The 21,494-nt window shown below is 40.1% G+C and carries 21 protein-coding genes; 19 read left to right on the forward strand and 2 right to left on the reverse strand.

What is annotated here, in order from left to right; genetic code table 11:
* The first annotated feature begins 79 nt into the window (after window positions 1–79).
* The 6 genes from SM12261_RS02705 to SM12261_RS02730 all read left to right on the forward strand — a co-directional run bounded on the left by SM12261_RS02705 (window position 80) and on the right by SM12261_RS02730 (window position 3,912).
* Window positions 80–532: a NanQ anomerase/TabA/YiaL family protein gene (locus SM12261_RS02705; protein ID WP_000575452.1), complete on the forward strand. Its 453-nt coding sequence runs from the start codon at window positions 80–82 to the stop codon at window positions 530–532.
* 19 nt (window positions 533–551) lie between these two features.
* Window positions 552–1,196 (forward strand): YesL family protein, encoded by a 645-nt coding sequence (locus tag SM12261_RS02710; protein ID WP_000057476.1) that lies wholly within the window; start codon window positions 552–554, stop codon window positions 1,194–1,196.
* 172 nt (window positions 1,197–1,368) lie between these two features.
* Entirely contained in the window at window positions 1,369–2,286 is a 918-nt protein-coding gene (locus SM12261_RS02715) for a dihydrodipicolinate synthase family protein (RefSeq protein WP_001281493.1), read from the forward strand.
* 17 nt (window positions 2,287–2,303) lie between these two features.
* The gene (locus SM12261_RS02720) at window positions 2,304–3,188 is read left to right on the forward strand and encodes an ROK family protein (RefSeq protein WP_000150262.1); all 885 of its coding nucleotides are present in this window, start codon (window positions 2,304–2,306) and stop codon (window positions 3,186–3,188) included.
* 96 nt (window positions 3,189–3,284) lie between these two features.
* Window positions 3,285–3,572 (forward strand): type II toxin-antitoxin system RelB/ParD family antitoxin, encoded by a 288-nt coding sequence (gene relB, locus SM12261_RS02725; RefSeq protein WP_000951984.1) that lies wholly within the window; start codon window positions 3,285–3,287, stop codon window positions 3,570–3,572.
* On the forward strand, window positions 3,562–3,912 hold the full coding sequence (locus SM12261_RS02730) for a type II toxin-antitoxin system RelE/ParE family toxin (RefSeq protein ID WP_000384864.1): 351 nt from the start codon (window positions 3,562–3,564) through the stop codon (window positions 3,910–3,912). Before relB ends, SM12261_RS02730 begins: the two co-directional genes overlap by 11 nt.
* A gap of 61 nt (window positions 3,913–3,973) precedes the next feature.
* On the opposite strand, the gene SM12261_RS02735 is transcribed toward SM12261_RS02730, so the two are convergent.
* The gene (locus tag SM12261_RS02735; RefSeq protein ID WP_000360341.1) at window positions 3,974–4,825 is read right to left on the reverse strand and encodes a MurR/RpiR family transcriptional regulator; all 852 of its coding nucleotides are present in this window, start codon (window positions 4,823–4,825) and stop codon (window positions 3,974–3,976) included.
* Window positions 4,826–5,016: 191 nt separating this feature from the next.
* Between SM12261_RS02735 and pbp2b the strand changes: the two genes are divergently transcribed.
* From pbp2b to ileS, 13 genes are all read left to right on the forward strand, one after another.
* Window positions 5,017–7,074: a penicillin-binding protein PBP2B gene (gene pbp2b / locus SM12261_RS02740; RefSeq protein ID WP_004238750.1), complete on the forward strand. Its 2,058-nt coding sequence runs from the start codon at window positions 5,017–5,019 to the stop codon at window positions 7,072–7,074.
* Between the two features lie 10 nt (window positions 7,075–7,084).
* Window positions 7,085–7,681, forward strand: coding sequence for a recombination mediator RecR (recR, locus tag SM12261_RS02745; protein WP_000966754.1), 597 nt, complete (start codon window positions 7,085–7,087; stop codon window positions 7,679–7,681).
* A 174-nt stretch (window positions 7,682–7,855) separates the two neighbouring features.
* Window positions 7,856–8,899, forward strand: coding sequence for a D-alanine--D-alanine ligase (locus SM12261_RS02750; RefSeq protein ID WP_000814640.1), 1,044 nt, complete (start codon window positions 7,856–7,858; stop codon window positions 8,897–8,899).
* Window positions 8,900–8,982: 83 nt separating this feature from the next.
* Window positions 8,983–10,356, forward strand: coding sequence for a UDP-N-acetylmuramoyl-tripeptide--D-alanyl-D-alanine ligase (locus tag SM12261_RS02755; protein ID WP_000778760.1), 1,374 nt, complete (start codon window positions 8,983–8,985; stop codon window positions 10,354–10,356).
* 94 nt (window positions 10,357–10,450) lie between these two features.
* Complete coding sequence (locus tag SM12261_RS02760) at window positions 10,451–11,155, forward strand: YwaF family protein (RefSeq protein WP_001055234.1); 705 nt, start codon at window positions 10,451–10,453, stop codon at window positions 11,153–11,155.
* A gap of 214 nt (window positions 11,156–11,369) precedes the next feature.
* Window positions 11,370–12,749, forward strand: a complete 1,380-nt coding sequence (ftsA, locus tag SM12261_RS02765; protein ID WP_000090252.1) for a cell division protein FtsA — start codon at window positions 11,370–11,372, stop codon at window positions 12,747–12,749.
* Window positions 12,750–12,766: 17 nt separating this feature from the next.
* Window positions 12,767–14,023, forward strand: a complete 1,257-nt coding sequence (gene ftsZ / locus SM12261_RS02770; protein WP_000144257.1) for a cell division protein FtsZ — start codon at window positions 12,767–12,769, stop codon at window positions 14,021–14,023.
* Window positions 14,024–14,027: 4 nt separating this feature from the next.
* Complete coding sequence (locus SM12261_RS02775; RefSeq protein ID WP_001049393.1) at window positions 14,028–14,699, forward strand: YggS family pyridoxal phosphate-dependent enzyme; 672 nt, start codon at window positions 14,028–14,030, stop codon at window positions 14,697–14,699.
* 9 nt (window positions 14,700–14,708) lie between these two features.
* Window positions 14,709–15,242, forward strand: a complete 534-nt coding sequence (locus SM12261_RS02780) for a cell division protein SepF (RefSeq protein ID WP_000053356.1) — start codon at window positions 14,709–14,711, stop codon at window positions 15,240–15,242.
* Window positions 15,242–15,505 (forward strand): YggT family protein, encoded by a 264-nt coding sequence (locus tag SM12261_RS02785; protein WP_000576496.1) that lies wholly within the window; start codon window positions 15,242–15,244, stop codon window positions 15,503–15,505. The genes SM12261_RS02780 and SM12261_RS02785 overlap by 1 nt, the downstream gene beginning before the upstream one ends.
* Window positions 15,502–16,287: a YlmH family RNA-binding protein gene (locus SM12261_RS02790; RefSeq protein ID WP_001038447.1), complete on the forward strand. Its 786-nt coding sequence runs from the start codon at window positions 15,502–15,504 to the stop codon at window positions 16,285–16,287. The genes SM12261_RS02785 and SM12261_RS02790 overlap by 4 nt, the downstream gene beginning before the upstream one ends.
* Window positions 16,288–16,295: 8 nt before the next feature.
* Window positions 16,296–17,171 (forward strand): DivIVA domain-containing protein, encoded by an 876-nt coding sequence (locus SM12261_RS02795; RefSeq protein ID WP_001123210.1) that lies wholly within the window; start codon window positions 16,296–16,298, stop codon window positions 17,169–17,171.
* Between the two features lie 251 nt (window positions 17,172–17,422).
* Window positions 17,423–20,215 carry an isoleucine--tRNA ligase gene (ileS, locus tag SM12261_RS02805; protein ID WP_000768062.1) on the forward strand — a complete coding sequence of 931 codons (2,793 nt, stop codon included), beginning with the start codon at window positions 17,423–17,425 and terminating at the stop codon, window positions 20,213–20,215.
* 340 nt (window positions 20,216–20,555) lie between these two features.
* On the opposite strand, the gene SM12261_RS02810 is transcribed toward ileS, so the two are convergent.
* A complete protein-coding gene (locus tag SM12261_RS02810) occupies window positions 20,556–21,347 on the reverse strand; it encodes a nucleotidyltransferase domain-containing protein (protein ID WP_001135582.1) in 792 nt (263 codons plus the stop codon).
* Window positions 21,348–21,494 lie beyond the last annotated feature (147 nt).

The raw sequence follows: 21,494 nt of genomic DNA on the forward strand, positions 1-21,494 counted from the left end.
GCTTACCTTAGAGATTCTGTTAGACACTTATAAACTTAATTTATGATTTTAGTTAACTATCAGAAACGAAGGAAAGAGTATGATTTTTGACGATTTGAAAAACATCACCTTTTACAAAGGAATTCATCCCAATCTAGACAAGGCTATCGACTATCTCTATCAGCACCGTAAGGATTCTTTCGAATTAGGAAAGTATGAGATTGATGGGGACAAGGTCTTTCTAGTTGTTCAGGAAAATGTCCTCAATCAAGCTGAAAATGATCAATTTGAGCATCATCAGAACTATGCAGATTTGCATTTACTGGTAGAAGGACATGAATATTCGAGTTACGGTTCACGTATCAAAGACGAGGCAGTAGCATTCGACGAAGCAAGTGACATTGGCTTTGTGCATTGTCATGAACACTACCCACTCTTGTTGGGTTATCACAATTTTGCGATTTTCTTCCCAGGAGAACCACACCAGCCAAATGGCTATGCAGGTATGGAAGAGAAGGTTCGCAAATATCTCTTTAAAATTTTGATTGATTAAAAACTCAGGAGGAGTAGACATGGCACAAAAAGGAGTAAGCCTTATCAAGGCAGCATTTGATACAGATAACTTTCTCATGCGTTTTAGTGAGAAGGTCTTGGATATCGTGACAGCCAATCTTCTTTTTGTTGTCTCTTGTTTGCCCATCGTGACGATTGGAGTGGCTAAAATTAGCCTTTACGAGACTATGTTTGAGATTAAGAAGAGTAGACGTGTGCCTGTCTTTAAAATCTATCTAAGAGCTTTCAAGCAAAATCTGAAACTAGGTCTTCAGTTAGGTCTGCTTGAGTTGGGTATCGTCTCATTAAGTATTTTAGACCTCTATCTTTTTTGGGGGCAGACAGCTATGCCTTTCCAAATGGTAAAAGCTATTTGTCTAGGTGTTCTTATCTTCCTCACTATCGTGATGTTGGCTAGCTACCCTATAGCTGCGCGCTATGATTTGACTTGGAAAGAAGTGCTACAAAAAGGACTTATCTTGGCAAGTTTCAACTTTCCTTGGTTCTTTCTCATGTTAGTTATTCTCTTTCTCATTGTGATGGTTCTTTATCTGTCCGCCTTCAGTTTACTTTTAGGTGGCTCAGCCTTCCTACTTTTTGGGTTTGGACTCTTGGTCTTTATCCAGACTGGATTGATGGAGAAAATTTTCGCAAAATACCAATAGGATGGCTTGTTTCTGAAACTACTTTCAAGCCATAAACATTTCAAAATACATATCGAAACTAAAATCTAAGTGTACACAAGATATTGAAAGCGTTTTTCACAAGGTGTATACTAAACACGTAAAGAATAAATCCTGCTTTTAGCAGAAAAAAAGAAAACTTAGGAGAAAATCTATGTCAGATTTAAAAAAATATGAAGGTGTCATTCCAGCCTTTTACGCATGTTATGATGATCAAGGAGAAGTAAGTCCAGAGCGTACGCGTGCCTTGGTTCAATACTTCATTGATAAAGGTGTTCAAGGTCTTTATGTCAATGGTTCTTCTGGTGAATGTATCTACCAAAGCGTTGAAGACCGCAAGTTAATCTTGGAAGAAGTCATGGCAGTTGCCAAAGGTAAATTAACTATTATTGCCCATGTTGCTTGCAATAATACTAAAGATAGTATGGAACTAGCTCGTCATGCAGAAAGCTTGGGTGTAGATGCCATTGCAACGATTCCACCGATTTACTTCCGCTTACCAGAATACTCAGTTGCTAAATACTGGAACGATATCAGTTCTGCAGCTCCAAATACAGACTACGTGATTTACAACATTCCTCAATTGGCAGGTGTTGCTTTGACTCCAAGTCTCTACACAGAAATGTTGAAAAATCCTCGTGTTATCGGTGTGAAGAACTCTTCTATGCCAGTTCAAGATATCCAAACCTTTGTCAGCCTTGGTGGGGAAGATCATATCGTCTTTAATGGTCCTGATGAACAGTTCCTAGGTGGTCGCCTCATGGGTGCTAAAGCTGGTATCGGTGGTACTTATGGTGCGATGCCAGAACTTTTCTTGAAACTCAATCAGTTGATTGCTGACAAAGACTTGGAAACAGCGCGTGAATTGCAGTATGCTATCAACGCTATCATTGGTAAACTCACTGCTGCACATGGAAATATGTACGGTGTGATTAAGGAAGTCTTGAAGATCAATGAAGGCTTGAATATTGGTTCTGTTCGTTCACCATTGACACCAGTGACTGAAGACGATCGTCCAGTTGTAGAAGCAGCTGCAGCCTTGATTCGTGAAACCAAGGAGCGCTTCCTCTAATTCATAAGGAGGTATTTATGACACACTACGTTGCAATTGATATCGGTGGAACCAACATCAAATATGGTTTGATTGACCAAGAAGGCCAACTTGTTGAATCGCATGAAATGCCAACAGAGGCGCATCAGGGTGGACCTCATATCTTACAAAAGACCAAAGATATTGTAGCCAGCTATTTAGAAAAAGGCCCAGTAGCAGGTGTTGCCATTTCTTCTGCTGGGATGGTAGATCCAGACAAGGGTGAGATTTTCTATGCAGGCCCTCAAATCCCTAATTATGCAGGAACTCAGTTTAAGAAGGAAATTGAGACTAGCTTTGCGATTCCTTGTGAGATTGAAAATGATGTCAACTGTGCAGGTCTGGCTGAGGCGGTATCTGGTTCAGGCAAGGGAGCGAGTGTCACTCTTTGCTTGACTATTGGAACAGGTATCGGGGGTTGCTTGATTATGGATGGGAAAGTCTTCCATGGATTTAGCAATTCAGCCTGTGAAGTTGGTTATATGCACATGCAGGATGGTGCTTTCCAAGATCTTGCTTCTACGACAGCCTTGGTGGAGTATGTAGCAGCAGGTCATGGAGATCCAGTTGACCAGTGGAATGGTCGACGTATCTTTAAGGAAGCCACTGAAGGAAACAAAATCTGCATGGCTGGTATTGACCGGATGGTAGACTATCTAGGAAAAGGTCTGGCAAATATTTGCTATGTGGCCAATCCAGAAGTAGTCATTCTCGGTGGCGGTATAATGGGGCAAGAGGCTATCCTCAAGCCTAAAATTCGAAAAGCTTTGAAAGATGCTTTGGTACCAAGCCTTGCTGAAAAAACACGATTAGAATTTGCCCATCATCAAAATACAGCAGGTATGTTAGGAGCTTATTATCACTTTAAAACAAAACAATCCTAGTTTGGTTTAACCAAACTAGGATTTTCTGATCAAATTCCCTTGACTTTCTTTATAATTGTGAGATAATAAATAAAATATATAAAGGAATTATATAAAATGGCTATAGCGAATTCAAATAAAATTGTGACCTTCCAAGCTAATAGAGAATTGGTAAATGATGCCATGGAAGTGTTAAAAGAACAAAATCTCTCTCTTTCATCAGCACTCAGATTATTTTTAAAGAATGTTGCCGTAACAAATGAAGTAGATTTACTGAGTGAAGAGGAATTAGAGAAGGAGTATTTGTTTAGACAATTACAAGCAGAAGTTCAAGAAAGTTATGCCAAGATTGAGGCTGGAAATTACTTGACAGATGAGGATGTCGTGACACGCTATGGATTATAAAAAATATCGGATTTTGTATTCTCCTAGAGTGATTGATAGTCTGGACAAAATATATCAGTATATAGCGGAGGAAATTGGTTCTGTAGAGGCTGCGAGACGAAAAGTAGCCAGTATTAGAAAAGATATTAATCGTCTAGAAATTTTCCCCCAAGCTGGATTTGATGCCGATGAAAAATTTGGTAAGAAATTAGACCCTCGCTACCAAACGCGAGGATTGACCTTGAGTAAGGATTACATCGTATTATATACAATTGTTGAGGATACCGTCAGACTTGCTTATTTACTCCCTTCAAAAAGTGATTACATGAAATTATTCAAGACCAAGTCAAGATATGACTAATTCATAATCTAGAAGAGGTATGTTTAGTGATGAATAAAAATCCTAGTTTGGCTGAGCCAAACTAGGATTTTCTTACACGTTTTTGTCGACGATAGCCGTTTAGTTTTTTATTTTCCCAGTAACTATTAAAGATTTTTTCCTTACTTTCTCGATTGATTTCCAAAAAGTAGGCATAAATCAAATCGATAAAGAAGAGCATAGGAAGTTGAGCGGATATTCGTTGGATGTAGGATGACTGGCTGTGGGTGGCTACAAGAACAGTCTCTGTATAGGCCTGACTATCTTTATTGGGAACACTTGTAAAAAGTACAGTCTTTGCCCCCATCTCCTTAGCGTCTAATAGACTATCTAAAATAGAAGGGGTTGTGCCAGAAAGAGAGAAACCGAGTACGAGACAATTCTCATCCATAATACTGGTTGTCCAAGCAAAACCGTCTTGATCGGTTAAAGCCTCGCAGACCACACCTAGACGCATGAAGCGTAATTTCATTTCACGAGCTACGAGGCCAGAACTCCCTGTTCCGAAGAAGTAGACACGCTCAGCATCTTCGATTAACTGGGCAATTCTTTCTAGTTGGACTTCATCAATCAAGTCCTGTGTTTGTTCCCGCATACTGCTATAACTTCTAAGGACTCGTTTTGTCAGTGGACTGTGTTTGTGAGAATGGGTGTCCTGTTTCTCTGCTTGGTGTTGGTATTGGAAAATAAATTCTCGATAGCCTGTAAAACCACACTTTTTAGAAAAGCGGGTCAGAGCAGCCTGAGAGATATGTAATTTTTGAGTGACCTGTTGGGAAGATAAATCATCTGTAATCGTTTCAGCTTGCAAAAAATAGCGAGCGATTCCTTGCTCTAGGTCTGTCATTTCTTCGAAGTGGGAATCAATGATGGTTGCTATATCTGGTTTGTCCATAGAAAGGCTCCTTTAAATGAGTCGTGTTGGAAAAAGACTAGATTATTGAACTTTTACATTCATTATAACATATAATATAGGGATGAATAAATAAAAACGTATCTTACTGTAAAAACGAAAAAAAGCTTCTTGCTTTTCCATAATTTTCTGCTCAAATTGTGGTACAATGAAGAGTAAGATTTTAAATAGAAATGAGACTGATTTGTATGAGAAAATTTGACAGCCATTCGATTCCGATTCGGCTTAATTTATTGTTTTCGATTGTCATTTTACTCTTTATGGCTATTATTGGTCGCCTGCTTTATATGCAGGTTTTGAACAAGGATTTTTATGAGACAAAATTAGCATCTGCTAGTAAAACAAAGGTGACTACTAGTTCGGCTCGGGGCGAAATTTATGATGCTAGTGGCAAGCCTTTGGTTGAAAATACTGTGAAACAAGTCGTTTCCTTTACTCGAAACAACAAAATGACGGCTGCAGATTTAAAAGAAACAGCCAAGAAGTTGCTGGCTTATGTGGGAGTTACTTCTCCAACATTGACTGATCGACAGTTGGCGGACTATTATCTAGCAGATCAAGATGTATATAAGAAAGCAGTGGAAAGTTTACCACGTGAGAAGCGACTTGATTCTGATGGCAATCAATTATCTGAATCTGAGCTTTACAATAATACTGTTGAAAGTATCGATCCAAGTCAATTGGCTTACTCGGATGACGAAAAGAAAGAAATTTATCTCTTTAGCCAACTCAATGCAGTTGGAAATTTTGCGACAGGCACCATTGCGACAGATTCCTTGTCAAACACACAGATTGCCTTGATTGCTTCGGCTTCTAAGAATTTACCTGGTATCAGTATTTCAACTTCGTGGGATCGAAAGGTCCTAGAGACTTCTCTTTCGTCTATAGTAGGAAGTGTATCCAGTGAAAAAGCTGGTCTACCAGCTGAAGAAGCAGATGCTTATATCAAAAAGGGTTATTCTTTAAATGATCGTGTTGGGACTTCTTATCTAGAAAAACAATATGAAGAAACCTTGCAAGGAAAACGCTCAGTTAAGGAAATCCATCTAGATAAGTACGGTAACATGGAAAGTGTCGAAAATATCGAAGATGGTACCAAAGGGAATAATATTAAACTGACTATTGATTTGGCCTTCCAAGATAGCGTGGACAATCTGCTTAAGAGTTATTTCAATTCCGAACTGGGAAATGGAGGAGCCAAGTATTCAGAAGGTGTGTATGCAGTCGCCCTTAACCCAAAAACAGGTGCGGTTTTGTCTATGTCAGGGCTAAAACATGACTTGAAAACGGGAGATTTAACACCTGATTCCTTGGGAACAGTAACCAATGTCTTTGTGCCGGGTTCTGTTGTCAAGGCGGCGACCATCAGCTCTGGTTGGGAGAATGGAGTCTTATCAGGGAATCAGACCTTGACAGACCAACCGATTGTCTTCCAAGGTTCAGCTCCGATTAATTCTTGGTACACTCAGGCTTACGGTTCATTCCCGATTACAGCTGTGGAAGCCTTGGAGTATTCTTCTAATACCTATATGGTTCAAACGGCTTTGGGCATTATGGGTCAGACCTATCAACCCAATATGTTTGTTCTAACTAACAATTTAGAATCCGCCATGGGGAAACTTCGCTCGACATTTGCGGAATATGGTCTTGGAGCCTCAACAGGCATTGACCTTCCAGATGAGTCAACTGGTTTTATACCAAAAGAGTATAATTTTGCTAATTACATTACCAATGCCTTTGGCCAGTTTGATAACTACACCCCTATGCAATTAGCCCAGTACGTTGGCACCATTGCCAACAACGGTGTTCGGATTGCACCTCACATTGTCGAGGGGATTTATGGAAACAACGAACAAGGTGGTTTAGGGAACTTAATCCAATCTGTTGAAACCAAGGAAATGAATAAAATTAATATTTCTGAGTCTGATGTTTCCATTCTTCAACAAGGATTTTATCAAGTTTCACATGGTGGAAGTGCTTTGACAACCGGTCGTGCCTTTTCAAATGGCGCAGCGGTATCCATTAGTGGAAAAACAGGTACTGCCGAAAGTTATGTTGAGGGTGGTCAAAAAGCTAACAATACTAATGCTGTGGCCTATGCACCATCAGATAATCCTCAAATCGCTGTAGCTGTTGTCTTCCCTCATAACACCAACCTTACAAATGGTGTCGGACCTTCCATTGCGCGCGATATTATCAACCTCTATAACCAACATCATCCAATGAATTAGAAAGGAACATATGCTTTATCCAACACCTATTGCCAAGCTAATTGATAGTTATTCTAAGTTACCGGGTATCGGGATTAAGACGGCTACCCGTCTGGCCTTTTATACGATTGGGATGTCTGATGATGATGTCAATGAATTTGCTAAAAATCTCCTTTCTGCTAAGAGAGAATTGACCTACTGTTCTATTTGTGGACGTTTGACAGACGACGATCCTTGTTCTATCTGTACCGATCCGACTCGTGACCAGACAACGATTTTAGTTCTCGAAGATAGTCGCGATGTGGCAGCCATGGAGAATATCCAAGAATACCATGGACTCTATCATGTCTTGCATGGACTCATTTCTCCCATGAATGGTATCAGTCCGGACGATATCAATCTCAAGAGCCTTATGACTCGTCTTATGGATAGTGAAGTTTCAGAAGTGATTGTGGCGACCAATGCTACAGCAGATGGTGAAGCGACCTCCATGTATCTTTCTCGTTTGCTCAAGCCAGCTGGTATCAAGGTTACGCGTCTAGCACGAGGTCTCGCTGTCGGAGCGGACATTGAGTATGCGGACGAAGTGACACTCTTACGAGCCATTGAAAATCGAACAGAGTTGTAAGTCTAGACAAATTAACACACTCAATTCATTTATACAAAAATCACGGAGACCGACAGTTGTTTTATCGGTCTCTTTTTAGATTTATTGAAGACCAGTATCAGGTTCAAGTTTCAAAAAAGAAGCAAATATGATATACTAAAGAACAAGTATTCTATTAGAATTGGAACAAATAATATGAAACAAACGATTATTCTTTTATACGGTGGGCGTAGTGCAGAGCGTGAAGTCTCTGTCCTTTCAGCGGAAAGTGTTATGCGTGCGGTCAACTACGATCGTTTCACAGTCAAGACTTTCTTCATCAGCCAGTCAGGTGACTTTATTAAAACGCAAGAATTTAACCAGACTCCAGGTCAAGAGGATCGTCTTATGACCAATGAAACCATTGATTGGGATAAGAAAGTTGCACCAAGTGCCATATATGAAGAGGGAGCAGTGGTCTTTCCAGTCCTTCATGGTCCGATGGGAGAAGATGGCTCTGTTCAAGGTTTCCTTGAAGTTTTGAAAATGCCTTATGTTGGTTGCAACATTTTGTCATCTAGCCTTGCCATGGACAAAATCACGACCAAGCGTGTGTTAGAATCTGTCGGGATTGCCCAAGTTCCTTATGTGGCCATTGTCGAAGGTGATGATATGACTGCTAAAATTGCTGAAGTTGAAGAAAAATTGACTTATCCAGTTTTCACAAAACCATCTAACATGGGTTCTAGTGTCGGTATTTCTAAGTCTGAAAATCAAGAGGAACTTCGTCAAGCCTTGAAACTTGCCTTCCAATATGATAGCCGTGTCTTGGTTGAACAAGGGGTAAATGCCCGTGAAATCGAGGTTGGCCTACTGGGTAACTACGATGTTAAAAGCACGCTTCCAGGAGAAGTAGTTAAGGATGTTGCCTTTTATGACTATGATGCCAAGTATATTGATAACAAGATTACCATGGATATCCCAGCTAAAATCAGTGATGATGTGGTAGCTGTCATGCGTCAGAATGCAGAAACTGCCTTCCGTGCTATTGGTGGTTTAGGTCTATCTCGTTGTGATTTCTTCTATACAGATAAGGGAGAGATTTTCCTAAACGAGCTCAATACCATGCCAGGTTTCACCCAGTGGTCTATGTACCCACTACTTTGGGACAATATGGGAATCAGCTACCCAGAACTAATCGAGCGTTTGGTTGACCTTGCCAAGGAAAGTTTTGACAAGCGCGAAGCGCATTTGCTATAAAATGAAAGAGAGGGTAGAAGCCAGAACCATCACTGAAAGGTGACTAGAGTTCTCGAGCTTCGACCCTTTTTAAAGGAGTAGAAATGAAATTAACAATCCATGAAGTGGCTCAAGTTGTCGGAGCTAAAAATAATGTCAGTCTTTTTGCAGATGCTCAGTTAGAAAAGGCTGAGTTTGACAGTCGTTTGATTGCGACAGGAGATTTATTTGTGCCCCTCAAAGGTGCGCGTGATGGCCATGACTTTATCGAAATAGCCTTTGAAAATGGTGCAGCAGTAACCCTGTCTGAGAAAAAGGTCGCAAATCATCCCTACATTCTAGTAGATGATGTTCTGACTGCCTTTCAGCAACTAGCAGCCTACTATCTTGAAAAAACAGCTGTTGATGTCTTTGCGGTTACGGGTTCAAATGGTAAAACAACGACCAAGGATATGTTAGCGCACTTGCTATCAACAACCTACAAGACCTACAAAACACAAGGTAACTACAATAATGAGATTGGTCTTCCATACACAGTTCTCCATATGCCTGAAGGAACAGAAAAGTTGGTCTTGGAGATGGGGCAGGATCACTTGGGAGATATCCATCTCTTGTCTGAATTGGCTCATCCAAAAACAGCCATCGTGACCTTGGTTGGCGAAGCCCATTTGGCCTTTTTCAAAGACCGTTCGGAGATTGCTAAAGGAAAAATGCAAATTGCAGACGGGATGTCTTCGAATTCCTTGCTCTTGGCACCAGCAGATCCGATTGTAGAGGACTACTTGCCAACTGACAAAAAGGTAGTTCGTTTTGGCCAAGGAGCAGAGTTGGAAATTACAGACTTGATTGAGCGCAAGGATAGTCTGACATTTAAGGCTAATTTCTTGGAACAAGCCCTTGATTTGCCAGTGACTGGTAAGTACAATGCTACTAATGCCATGATTGCATCCTATGTTGCCCTACAAGAAGGAGTTTCAGAGGAGCAAATTCGTCAGGCCTTCCAAAATCTTGAATTGACGCGTAACCGTACTGAGTGGAAGAAAGCAGCCAATGGTGCAGATATTCTATCAGATGTGTATAATGCCAATCCAACTGCTATGAAGTTGATTTTAGAGACTTTTTCGGCTATTCCAGCCAACGAAGGTGGCAAAAAAATCGCTGTCTTAGCGGACATGAAGGAACTCGGTGACCAGTCTGTTCAGCTCCATAACCAGATGATTTTGAGCCTCTCACCAGATGTGCTTGATACCGTGATTTTCTACGGAGAAGACATTGCTGAATTGGCTCAACTGGCCAGTCAAATGTTCCCAATCGGCCACGTTTACTACTTCAAGAAAACAGAAGACCAAGACCAATTTGAAGACCTAGTTAAGCAGGTCAAAGAAAGCCTTGGAGTCAATGACCAAATCCTACTCAAAGGCTCTAACTCTATGAATCTAGCCAAGTTGTTAGAAAGTTTAGAAAATGAAGCAAAGTGATTTTGTCAAACATTTACGTATTTCTAAATCCATTTTTGACAAATAGCATGGTATAATAATATGCAGGAAAATTTTGAATCATGAGGAAGACTAGATGAATTTATGGGATATTTTCTTTACGACCCAAGCAACAGAGCCACCCAAATTTGACCTTTTTTGGTATGTCAGTATATTTACACTCTTGGCTTTGACCTTTTATACAGCCTATCGTTATCGTGAAAAGAAGGCTTACCAACGATTTTTCCAAATCTTGCAGGCGGTTCAGTTGATCCTGCTTTATGGTTGGTATGGGGTCAATCATATGCCTCTGTCAGAAAGTTTACCCTTTTACCATTGTCGTATGGCTATGTTTGTGGTGCTCTTGCTACCTGGTCAGTCCAAATATAGGCAGTATTTTGCATTACTAGGAACATTTGGGACATTAGCAGCCTTTGTTTATCCAGTGTCAGATGCCTATCCTTTCCCACATATTACGATTTTATCCTTTATCTTTGGCCACTTAGCTCTCTTGGGGAACTCTTTAGTTTATCTATTGAGACAGTATAACGCGCGATTGCTGGATGTGAAGGGAATTTTTCTCATGACCTTTGCACTAAATGCCTTGATTTTTGTGGTCAATTTAGTAACAGGTGGAGATTACGGATTCTTGACAAAACCACCATTGGTTGGAGACCATGGCTTAGTAGCTAATTATTTAATCGTTTCCCTGGCCTTATCAGCAGCGATTACGTTAACAAAGAAAATCTTGGAACTATTTTTAGAGCAAGAAGCAGAAAAAATGATTGCAAAGAAAGCTTAGAAATGAGCTTTCTTTTTTTCATAAATCTGATTTTTTATAACTTGTTTGGAAAATAAAAAAAGCTAAGGAAAGAATGTGAAAAAATGGTAAGTAAATTTAGGAAAAACTAAGCACGATTGGATTTTTTGTGTTATAATATTCTGTGAATAGCTATGCCCTATTTTAGCTATATTGAATAGAAGTTTGAAACTTGGAAGAGAGAGGATGCGATGTAATGGCTAGAGATGGTTTTTTTACAGGCTTAGATATCGGAACTAATTCGATTAAAGTATTGGTTGCCGAGCATAGAAATGGTGAACTAAACGTAATTGGTGTAAGTAATGCCAAGAGTAAAGGTGTAAAGGATGGGATTATCGTTGATATTGAAGCAGCAGCAACTGCTATCAAGTCAGCTATTTCCCAAGCAGAAGAGAAAGCTGGCATTTCAATCAAATCAGTGAATGTTGGTTTGCCTGGAAATCTTTTGCAAGTAGAACCAACTCAAGGTATGATTCCAGTTACATCTGATACAAAAGAAATTACAGATCAAGATGTTGAAAATGTTGTTAAATCAGCCTTGACAAAGAGTATGACACCAGATCGTGAAGTCATTACTTTTATTCCAGAAGAATTTATCGTAGATGGTTTCCAAGGTATTCGTGACCCACGCGGCATGATGGGTGTTCGTCTTGAAATGCGTGGTTTGCTTTACACAGGTCCACGTACTATTCTTCACAATTTACGCAAGACAGTTGAGCGCTCAGGTGTTCAAGTTGAAAATATTATTATTTCACCATTGGCTTTGGTTCGTTCAGTCTTGAATGAAGGTGAGCGTGAATTTGGAGCTACTGTGATTGATATGGGAGCAGGTCAAACAACTGTTGCTACAATCCGTAACCAAGAACTCCAGTTTACAAATATTCTTCAAGAAGGTGGAGATTATGTCACAAAAGATATCTCTAAAGTCTTGAAGACTTCACAGAAATTAGCTGAAGGATTGAAATTAAACTATGGTGAAGCCTACCCTTCACTTGCAAGCAATGAAACCTTCCAAGTTGAAGTAATTGGTGAAGTAGAACCTGTAGAAGTTACAGAAAGCTATCTAGCAGAGATTATTTCAGCCCGCATTAAGCACATTTTTGAACAAATCAAACAAGAGTTGGAAAGAAGACATTTGTTGGATCTTCCAGGTGGGATTGTTCTGATTGGTGGAAATGCTATTTTACCAGGTATTGTAGAACTTGCACAGGAAGTCTTTGGCGTTGGTGTCAAACTTTACGTTCCAAATCAAGTTGGAATCCGTAATCCTGCCTTCGCTCATGTGATTAGCTTGTCTGAATTTGCTGGTCAATTGACTGAGGTGCATTTATTAGCACAAAGAGCAGTCAAGGGTGAGGATACTTTGCGTCACCAACCAATTAATTTCGGTGGGATGATTCAACGCGTTACGCAGGTAGCACAACCGACCCCTATTCAACCAGTTCAAAATACTGAGGTAGAGCAATCAGCTTCTACGAACGTAGTTGCTCCGAAAGAAGATAAAGTATCTTCTCAAAATAAACCAAAAATCGCAGATCGTTTCCGTGGCTTAATCGGAAGCATGTTTGATGAATAAAAGAGGAAAAATAAACTATGACATTTTCATTTGATACAGCAGCAGCTCAAGGTGCAGTTATTAAAGTAATCGGTGTTGGTGGAGGTGGCGGTAACGCCATTAACCGCATGGTTGACGAAGGTGTTGCAGGCGTAGAATTTATCGCAGCAAACACAGATGTACAAGCTTTGAGTAGTACAAAAGCTGAGACTGTAATTCAGTTAGGCCCTAAATTGACTCGTGGTTTGGGTGCTGGCGGTCGACCTGAAGTTGGTCAAAAGGCAGCTGAAGAAAGCGAAGAAGCCTTGACTCAAGCTATTACTGGAGCAGATATGGTCTTCATTACTGCAGGTATGGGAGGGGGCTCTGGTACTGGTGCAGCTCCTGTTATTGCCCGCATTGCTAAAGATTTGGGTGCTCTTACAGTTGGTGTTGTGACACGTCCTTTCGGTTTTGAAGGAAGCAAACGTGGTCAGTATGCTGTAGAAGGAATCAATCAACTTCGTGAGCATGTGGATACTCTATTGATTATTTCAAACAACAACTTGCTTGAAATTGTTGATAAGAAAACTCCACTTCTTGAAGCTCTTAGCGAAGCAGATAACGTACTTCGCCAAGGTGTTCAAGGAATTACTGATTTGATCACAAACCCTGGTTTGATTAATCTTGACTTTGCCGATGTGAAAACAGTTATGGCAAATAAAGGAAACGCCCTAATGGGTATCGGTATCGGTAGTGGTGAAGAACGTGTGGTAGAAGCAGCTCGTAAGGCAATCTACTCACCACTTCTTGAAACAACTATTGACGGTGCTGAGGATGTTATCGTCAACGTTACTGGTGGTCTTGATTTAACCTTGATTGAGGCTGAAGAAGCATCAGAAATTGTCAACCAAGCAGCTGGTCAAGGAGTGAACATCTGGCTCGGAACATCTATCGATGAAAACATGAAAGATGAAATTCGTGTTACAGTTGTGGCAACTGGTGTTCGTCAAGATCGTGTGGAAAAAGTTGTGGGCCATGCACCAAGACAAGTTGTCCGTCATGAACAAGCAAGTCCTAGTCATGCACACAATCATAATCGTCAGTTTGATATGGCTGAAACTGCAGAAATTCCAAGTCCAGCACCTCGCCGTACAGAAACTTCTCAATCTTCAGCATTTGGTGATTGGGACTTGCGTCGTGAGACAATTGTTCGACCAACTGATTCAGTTGTATCACCAGTTGAACGTTTCGAAGCACCATCTTTACACGATGAGGATGAATTAGACACTCCTCCATTTTTCAAAAATCGTTAAGTAAATGAATTTGAAAGAAAATACAGAACGTGTTTTTCAACAAATAAAAGATGCAAGTCAGCAGGCAGGAAGAGAAGCTAATTCTGTTTCGGTTGTTGCTGTTACAAAATATGTAGACGTACCGACAGCGGAGGCTTTGCTTCCGCTAGGTGTGCATCATATTGGTGAAAATCGTGTAGATAAATTTCTTGAGAAATATGAAGCTTTAAAAGATAGAAATATTACCTGGCATTTGATTGGAACCTTGCAAAGACGCAAGGTCAAAGATGTCATTCAGTATGTTGATTATTTCCACGCTTTGGATTCATTAAAGCTAGCAGAGGAAATTCAAAAAAGAAGTGACCGAGTTGTTAAGTGTTTCTTACAAGTAAATATCTCGAGGGAAGAGAGCAAACATGGTTTTTCAAGGGAAGAACTATTGGAGCTCTTACCAGAATTGGCCACCTTAGATAAAATTGAATATGTCGGCTTGATGACCATGGCTCCTTTTGAAGCTAGTAGTGATGAGTTGAAAGAAATTTTTAAAGCTACGCAGGATTTGCAACTAGAAATTAGAGAAAAACAAATTCCCAATATGCCAATGACGGACTTGAGTATGGGTATGAGTCGTGACTATAAGGAAGCGATTGAATTTGGCTCAACATTTGTCAGAATTGGTACAGCATTTTTTAAATAGGAAAGAAATATGTCTTTAAAAGATAGATTTGATAAATTTATAGATTATTTTACAGAAGATGGAGAAGATGTTGGTACTGCATATCAGCCTAAAGCTGAAGAGCCAATTGTGACTCCAGTCCCTTCTGTTCAAGAGTTGCCTCAACAAGCTGGTAGCACGCCATCTAAAGATAAAAACATCACTCGTCTTCATGCCCGTCAACAAGAGTTGGCTATGCAAAGTCAACGTTCTACTGATAAGGTGACAATTGATGTTCGTTATCCACGTAAATACGAAGATGCCACAGATATTGTTGATTTATTAGCTGGTAACGAAAGTATTTTGATTGATTTCCAATATATGACAGAAGTTCAAGCACGTCGTTGTTTGGATTATCTGGACGGGGCACGCCATGTTTTAGCTGGTAACATGAAAAAGGTAGCATCTACTATGTACCTGCTGACACCAGTTGATGTTGTCGTCAATATTGAAGACATCAAAATTCCAGATGAATCACAAAATGGTGAATTTGGCTTTGATATGAAACGTACGAGAGTGAGATAATGATCTTTCTCATTCGTTTTGTTCAAAATGCAGTGGATATCTATTCACTGATTTTAATCGTGTTTGCTCTGATGTCTTGGTTTCCCAATGCTTATGAATCACGTCTTGGACGCTTGATTATTAGTTTAGTGAAACCGATAGTAGCTCCCTTGCAACGTTTACCCCTCCAGATTGCAGGTCTTGACTTATCTGTCTGGATTGCGGTATTACTAGTTCACTTCCTAGGGGAGCAGTTGATTCGACTTTTAGTGATCTTTCTATGAACAAGATGATTTATCAACACTTTTCTAAGAATGATTCGTCTTTTATTGATAAGGGATTAGAATGGATAAAAAAGGTAGAAGATTCTTATTCTCCTTTTTTAACACCCTTTGTAAATCCCCATCAAGAAAAGATTTTAAAGGTGCTAGCATCAACCAACGGCATCTCCTACATGAGCAGTCGGCAGTTTCTTGAAACTGAATATGTACGGGTTCTCCTGTATCCTGATTATTTTGAGCCGGAATTCTCTGATTTTGAACTTTCCTTGCAAGAAATAGTCTATCCTAATAAGTTTGAACGCCTAACGCATGCAAAAATATTAGGAACTGTTTTAAATCAGCTAGGAATCGATAGGAAGCTATTTGGTGATATCTTAGTCAACGAAGAGAGAGCACAGATTATCATTAATCGACAGTTTATGCTCCTTTTTCAAGACGGCATTACGAAAATTGCTCGTTTACCGGTTCATCTAGAAGAACAGCATTTTACTGAGAGAATTGCTACTGTAGAAGATTATCAAGAATTAGATATATGTATTGCTAGTTCTAGATTAGATGTTTTTCTAGCAGGTGTCTTCAAGCTGTCTAGAAATCAAGCAAGTCAGTTAATTGAAAAACAGGCAGTCCAAGTGAATTACCATTTAGTTGAAAAATCAGATTATGCAGTTCAAGTTGGTGATTTGATTAGTATAAGGAAATTTGGTCGAGTGAAACTCGTTAGAGATAATGGGCAAACAAAAAAAGATAAAAAGAAATTAACGGTCCAATTGTTATTAAGTAAGTGAGGAAAAATATGCCAATTACATCGTTAGAAATCAAAGATAAAACTTTTAGCACACGCTTCAGAGGGTTCGATCAAGAAGAAGTAGATGAGTTTTTAGATATTGTAGTCCGTGATTATGAAGATTTGGTTCGCTCTAATCATGATAAGGATTTACATATTAAGAGTTTGGAAGAGCGTTTGTCTTACTTTGATGAGATGAAAGATTCATTGAGCCAGTCTGTATTGATTGCACAAGATACAGCAGAGCGAGTAAAACAAGCTGCAACGGAACGTTCAAATAATATTATCCAACAAGCAGAGCAAGATGCCCAACGTTTGTTGGAAGAAGCTAAGTACAAGGCAAATGAAATTCTTCGTCAAGCAACTGATAATGCTAAGAAAGTTGCTGTTGAAACAGAAGAATTGAAGAACAAGAGCCGTGTTTTCCATCAACGTCTCAAATCTACAATTGAGAGCCAGTTAGCAATTGTTGAATCTTCAGATTGGGAAGACATTCTTCGTCCAACAGCGACTTATCTTCAAACAAGTGATGAAGCCTTCAAAGAAGTGGTAAGTGAAGTCTTAGGTGATTCTGTCTTACAACAACATCAAGAGGAAGAACCAATTGATATTACTCGTCAGTTTTCTCCCGAGGAAATGGCAGAGTTGCAAGCGCGTATCGAAGCAGCTAATAAGGAACTTGCGGAAGCCGAAGCTAGAGCTGAGCAAGAACAATTGGTTTCACCAGCTCCGGTTGTTGAAGAAAGTCCAGCTCATCCAGTTGGTCCAATGTATGAAGAGCCAGAAGTAGCTCCAAGCCATTACTCAGGACCAACACCAGCTACTGAAGCTGTAAACTCAGAACCAGGTTTTGCAGCACCGCAAGAATCTGTTACAATTTTATAAGAAATAATCTGAGAACAATATCTTATCCTTATATTTCCAGCGAGCAGGAGATGGTGTGAGTCCTGCATTCCCTAATGATAAGATTATCCTCTCAAACAATCAAGTCTGAATGAAGTAAGATTTGACGTTCCCCACGTTACGGGATAAGAGGAAAAAAGCTGAGTCTTTTTTCGAATAAAGGTGGTACCACGATTTTCGTCCTTTTTGGAAGTCGTGGTTTTTAATTTGTTATTATTTATAAAGGAGATACCATGAAACTCAAAGATACCCTTAACCTTGGGAAAACAGCTTTCCCAATGCGTGCAGGCCTTCCTACCAAAGAGCCAGTTTGGCAACAGGAATGGGAAGATGCAAAACTTTATCAACGTCGTCAAGAATTGAACCAAGGAAAACCTCATTTCACCTTGCATGATGGTCCTCCATACGCGAACGGAAATATTCACGTTGGACACGCTATGAACAAGATTTCAAAAGATATCATTGTTCGTTCTAAGTCTATGTCAGGATTTTATGCTCCTTATATTCCAGGTTGGGATACACATGGTCTGCCAATCGAGCAAGTTTTGGCAAAACAAGGTATCAAACGCAAAGAAATGGACTTGGTTGAGTACTTGAAACTTTGCCGTGAATATGCTCTTTCTCAAGTAGATAAACAACGTGAAGACTTTAAACGTTTGGGTGTTTCTGGTGACTGGGAAAATCCATATGTGACTTTGACTCCTGACTATGAAGCAGCTCAAATCCGTGTATTTGGTGAGATGGCTAATAAAGGTTATATCTACCGTGGTGCTAAGCCAGTTTACTGGTCTTGGTCATCTGAGTCGGCTCTTGCTGAAGCAGAGATTGAATACCATGATTTGGTTTCAACTTCCCTTTACTATGCCAACAAGGTAAAAGATGGCAAAGGTGTTCTAGATACAGATACTTATATCGTAGTTTGGACAACAACTCCATTTACCATCACAGCTTCTCGTGGTTTGACTGTTGGTGCAGATATTGATTACGTTTTGGTTCAACCTGCTGGTGAAGCTCGTAAGTTTGTGGTTGCTGCAGAATTATTGACTAGCTTGTCTGAGAAATTTGGTTGGGCTGATGTTCAAGTTTTGGCAACTTACCGTGGTCAAGAACTCAACCATATCGTAACAGAACACCCATGGGATACAGCTGTAGATGAATTGGTTATTCTTGGTGACCACGTTACAACTGATTCTGGTACAGGTATCGTCCACACAGCCCCTGGTTTTGGTGAGGATGACTACAATGTCGGTATTGCTAATGGTCTTGAAGTCGCAGTGACTGTTGACGAACGTGGTATCATGATGAAGAATGCTGGTCCTGAGTTTGAAGGTCAATTCTATGAAAAGGTAGTTCCAACTGTTATCGAGAAACTTGGTAACCTCCTTCTTGCCCAAGAAGAAATCTCTCACTCATACCCATTTGACTGGCGTACTAAGAAACCAATCATCTGGCGTGCAGTACCACAATGGTTTGCCTCAGTTTCTAAATTCCGCCAAGAAATCTTGGATGAAATTGAAAAAGTGAAATTCCACTCAGAATGGGGTAAAGTCCGTCTTTACAATATGATTCGTGACCGTGGCGACTGGGTTATCTCTCGTCAACGTGCTTGGGGTGTTCCACTTCCTATCTTCTACGCTGAAGACGGTACAGCGATCATGACTGCTGAAACGATTGAACACGTGGCTCAACTCTTTGAGGAACATGGTTCAAGCATTTGGTGGGAACGTGATGCTAAGGACCTCTTGCCAGAAGGATTTACTCATCCAGGTTCACCAAACGGCGAGTTCAAAAAAGAAACTGATATCATGGACGTTTGGTTTGACTCAGGTTCATCATGGAATGGAGTTGTAGTAAACCGTCCAGAGTTGACTTACCCAGCAGACCTTTACCTAGAAGGTTCTGACCAATACCGTGGTTGGTTCAACTCATCGCTCATCACCTCAGTTGCTAACCATGGCGTAGCACCTTACAAACAAATCTTGTCACAAGGTTTTGCACTTGACGGTAAAGGTGAGAAGATGTCTAAATCTCTTGGAAATACCATTGCTCCAAGCGATGTTGAAAAACAATTTGGTGCTGAAATCTTGCGTCTTTGGGTAACAAGTGTAGACTCAACCAACGACGTGCGTATCTCTATGGATATCTTGAGCCAAGTCTCTGAAACTTACCGTAAGATTCGTAACACCCTTCGTTTCTTGATTGCCAATACATCTGACTTTAACCCAGCTCAAGATGCAGTCGCTTACGATGAACTTCGTTCAGTTGATAAGTACATGACGATTCGCTTTAACCAGCTTGTCAAGACCATTCGTGATGCTTATGCAAACTTTGAATTCTTGACAATCTATAAAGCACTAGTGAACTTTATCAACGTTGACTTGTCAGCATTCTACCTTGATTTTGCTAAAGATGTTGTTTACATCGAAGGTGCCAAATCACTGGAACGCCGTCAAATGCAGACTGTCTTCTATGACATTCTTGTGAAAATCACCAAACTCTTGACACCAATCCTTCCTCATACAGCAGAGGAAATCTGGTCATACCTTGAGTTTGAAGCAGAAGACTTCGTTCAATTGTCAGAATTGCCAGAAGCACAAACTTTTGCTAATCAAGAAGAAATCTTGGATACATGGGCAGCCTTCATGGACTTCCGTGGACAAGCTCAAAAAGCCTTGGAAGAGGCTCGTAATGCCAAAGTTATCGGTAAATCACTTGAAGCACACTTGACAGTTTACCCAAATGAAGTGGTGAAAACTCTACTCGAAGCAGTAAACAGCAATGTGGCTCAACTTTTAATCGTGTCAGACTTGACTATCGCAGAAGGACCAGCTCCAGAAGCTGCTGTTAGCTTCGAAGATGTAGCCTTCACAGTAGAACGCGCTGCAGGTGATGTGTGTGACCGTTGCCGTCGTATCGACCCAACAACAGCAGAACGTAGCTACCACGCAGTCATCTGTGACCACTGTGCAAGCATCGTAGAAGAAAACTTTGCGGAAGCAGTAGCAGAAGGATTTGAAGAGAAATAAGGTTGAAAAGTCTAGGCAAAACTCAATTTGAGAAGAAAAGACAACTAATCTTATAGACTATAAAGCGCATTGTATCAAGGTTTTGAACACCTGATACGATGCGTTTTTATCATGTTAGAAGTTTATTGTCGTTTTCTTGTTTCAATTAATACTTTTCGAAAATCTCTTCAAACTACGTCAATGTCGCCTCACTGTACTTCAGCACAGCTTGCGACTAGCTTCCTAGTTTGCTTTTTGATTTTCATTTAGTATAACTTTAAATCGTTATATATTATGGAAATTTAAAAAGCTCATGAATCATCTGAAAAGTAGATTTCATGAGCTTTTATCTGTTGGTGTTCTAAATGGATTCATCAATCAAATGTTTAAGATTTGATAGGAGATGCTCCAAAGTTAGGACTGTTTTCTGCTGGTGATCTAGTTGGTAGAGATTTTGAAAGTAGTCTTGAATATCGTTTTCAAAATTTTGAGGTAGATGAGAGCAATTGTTTTTTGCGTACTGGAGCATGCGTTTTTCTCCTGGATGGAGTTGCTCATTGAAGGCAAAGAGCAAATCGAAATAAGAAGCGAAAAACTCGCTACTGCGGTGATTGATGCTGAGTAAGTCTTGGCGTTTGAGAGCTTTTTTGATTTGTCTTGAAAAAGCTGGCATAGCTTGGTCGAGAAGCAGGAATTGCTTGTTGATGATATTCTTTTTCAGCTCAGCTGGATAAGGAAGATTGTACTTTTTCTGGAGGGCAGCATAGTGACCATCTCGATCGTAGAGAATCTTGCTGTTGAGTAGATTGTACCACATACAAGTAGTGTAAGAATTCTGGGCTTGGTGCTCTAAAACTACGGCTTGTAAATCTTTGTCAAATTCGTCTAGAGAGCGGTAAATCAGCTCAATCTCTATGCCATTATTGAGAACACAATCATCCTCCAATTCCCAAAATTGATTGCCGATTTCCATATAGGAGCAGTATTTACTGAGGATTTCTTCTCTGATGTCTGGCGAGAGGGGAGCACTGAGGTAGACATATACATCATAGTCAGAGTCTTTGTCAAAATCTTGTCCAGCCCGTGATCTTCCTAGAGCTAGAGCCTCTACTTGCTCCAGTTGAGCCAATTCTTTAAAGAGATGTTGTGGCATAATGTTAACCTTTTTTATTTTTTGACATCATTCTAACAAAAAGCAAGGAGATTAGCAAGAGTGAAATGGAAATTTCTTTTCACATATTTGCTTATATTTGTTTAAAGCAATCCCACTGCCAAACAGTCGGTTCCTTTTTGGTTTTGA

The organism is Streptococcus mitis NCTC 12261 (assembly GCF_000148585.2).
In the GTDB taxonomy this organism is placed as follows: domain Bacteria; phylum Bacillota; class Bacilli; order Lactobacillales; family Streptococcaceae; genus Streptococcus; species Streptococcus mitis.